At 72.0% G+C, this 2,266-nt stretch carries 1 protein-coding gene and 2 pseudogenes; 2 read left to right on the forward strand and 1 reads right to left on the reverse strand.

What is annotated here, in order from left to right; all coding sequences use genetic code 11:
* Window positions 1–525 precede the first annotated feature (525 nt).
* Window positions 526–847, forward strand: a pseudogene (locus CCN56_RS39190) (GNAT family N-acetyltransferase); the annotation flags it as partial.
* On the forward strand, window positions 844–1,821 hold the full coding sequence (locus tag CCN56_RS39195; RefSeq protein WP_086832376.1) for an ABC transporter substrate-binding protein: 978 nt from the start codon (window positions 844–846) through the stop codon (window positions 1,819–1,821). The pseudogene CCN56_RS39190 and the gene CCN56_RS39195, both read left to right, overlap by 4 nt.
* A 37-nt stretch (window positions 1,822–1,858) precedes the next feature.
* Here CCN56_RS39195 and CCN56_RS39200 read toward each other — a convergent pair.
* Window positions 1,859–2,224 (reverse strand): annotated as a pseudogene (locus tag CCN56_RS39200) (hypothetical protein); the annotation flags it as partial.
* Between the last annotated feature and the right edge of the window lie 42 nt (window positions 2,225–2,266).

The following is a 2,266-nucleotide window of genomic DNA, read 5'->3' on the forward strand; positions in this document are numbered from 1 at the left end:
GTGCGAGCGCGAGCAGTACGACGACGAGGCTGCCGGCTCCGGCGGCGGCCCACTGGCCGGTGCGGCGGGTGGGGACGATGCGCGGGGGCGGTTCGGCCGGCGGGGCCGTGGAGGGGGTCTTGACGAGGGTCGCGGACATGCGAGGGCTCCGTGGATGCCAGAGGGCGGATCGAACACGGGGTGCGCCTTCACACGCGCTGAGCCGCGGATCCGGGCCCCTCAGCCCGATCCGCCCTTCGAGGCTATGCGGTCAACACGGCCCGCTGTCAAGGGTGTCCGCACTGTGAGCCGCACGTCTCATCACGGTTGACGCGGGAACGGATGCCTGTTCAACTGTGGCCATGCATCCGCAGCAGCTGGTCACGCGCTCCCACATCGACTTCGGTCGCGTGTGGTCCTCTTCCTGTTGAGCCGACCCTCTGCTTCTCCCCGCCCGCGTGCTGTTTTCCGCGGCGTCTTCACACCCAGGCCCTTGCTGAGCGCCTGAGCTCTTCCCTCCCCTCGCCTGCCCTTTTCTTCCTTCNNCCTGCTCCTCCTGGAGCAGGGCCGGCCCGTGGCGGGCGGCGCCTACCGCCGCTACGACGAGAGCACCGCCGAACTGAAACGGATCTGGACGCACTCGGCGCACCGCAGGCGCGGTCTCGCCCGCCGCGTCCTCACCGTGCTCGAACGGGAGGCCGCCGCCCGCGGCTACTCCCGCATCCACCTCACGACGGGGCCGCGCCAGCCGGAGGCCAAGGGCCTCTACCTGGCGAGCGGCTACCGTCCGCTCTTCGACGTGTCCGCCGATCCCGAGTCGATCGGCCCGCTGCCGTTCGAGAAATTCCTGGAGAACCCGAAGCCATGAGTACGCGCACGAGTTCCGGCACCGCACGCACCGCCTTCGCCTTCGCCCTGATCACCGCGGCCGCGCTCGGCCTCACCGCCTGCGCGGGCGGCGAGCCCGCGACCGCCCCGGCCGGGGCCTCGGGAGCGCCCGGCGCGGCGAAGGGCGCGCTCCCGACCGAGGACGTGGCGGCGGCGGTGAAGAAGAACGAGGCGGCGGCGAAGCTGCTGCCCGCCGACGTGCGGCAGCGCGGCAGCCTGCGGATCGCCTCCGCGGTGGGGACCCCGCCCAGCTCGGCGTATCTGCCCGACGGCAGGACCGTCGTGGGGGTGGACGCCGACTTCTCGGCCGCCGTGGCGAAGGCCCTCGGCCTGGAGCTGAAGCGCGAGGTGGTGGGCTTCGAGGCGATCCTGCCGGCGCTCGGCAGCGGCAAGTACGACGTCGGCACGGGCAACTTCGGGGTGACCGAGGAGCGGCGGAAGACCATCGACTTCGTCACGTACGTCAACGACGGCCAGGGCTTCGCCACCCGCGCCGACTCCCCGCTGAAGGCCGTCACCGACCTCACCCAGCTGTGCGGCCTGAAGGTCGCGACGGGCGCCGGCACCACCTTCGAACGGACCCTGGAGCAGAACAAGGGCCGGTGCGCCGAGGCCGGGAAGCCGCCGTACGAGGTGAACGTCTTCAGCGAGACGGGGGCGGTCTGGATGGCGCTCCAGCAGGGCCGCAGCGATGTCGTGATGAGCACCATCAACGGCGTGCGGTACGCGGTGACGCAGCAGAAGAACGTGAAGTTCCTGAACGAGTACCGGCGCCTCGACGTCGGCTTCGCCTTCAAGAAGGGCACCCCGCTCGCGCCGGCCTTCCAGGCGGCGGTCAACGGCCTGAGGGCCGACGGGACGTACGACCGGATCCTGAAGAAGTGGGGGGTGACGGCCTCGGGCATCGAGGAGTCGCGGATCTCCCCGCCGGAGATCCCCGCGCCGAAGAAGTGACGGTACGGGGGCTCCGGCGGGGGTTGCCGACGGGGCGTCAGCAGCCGTCGCAGGGACAGCAGCAGCAGTCGCAGTCACAGCCGCCGCAGTCGCAACCGCTGCAACCGCCGTCCCCGCAGTCGCAGTCGTAGCAGCACCCCTCGCGCTTCTTGCGGGACCAGGGGCCCTCGTACTTCTTGGCGCAGCAGATCTGGCAGGTGCAGAAGAGCCAGGTGAACATGGCGCACCCGGCGAGGAAACCGCGCGGCTTGGGGGCCTGGGGCGCACCGCCGCCGAACTGCGGCGGCAGGCCGCCGGGGCCCATCGGGCCGCCCGCGCCTCCGCCGTAGGGGTTCCCGCCGCCCCCGTAGGGGTTGTACGGGCCGGCGCCCCCGTTCGCGTACGGATTGCCCGGCACCGGCCCGTACAACCCCTACGGGGGCGGCGGGAACCCCTACGGCGGAGG

It is taken from the genome of Streptomyces sp. NRRL B-24572 (assembly GCF_002156145.1).
GTDB classification, from domain to species: Bacteria; Actinomycetota; Actinomycetes; order Streptomycetales; family Streptomycetaceae; genus Streptomyces; species Streptomyces vietnamensis.

Bases quoted from the DNA above. Each gene is read 5' to 3' on its own strand.
- CCN56_RS39195 (WP_086832376.1), top strand. From the start codon at position 844: ATGAGTACGCGCACGAGTTCCGGCACCGCACGCACCGCCTTCGCCTTC.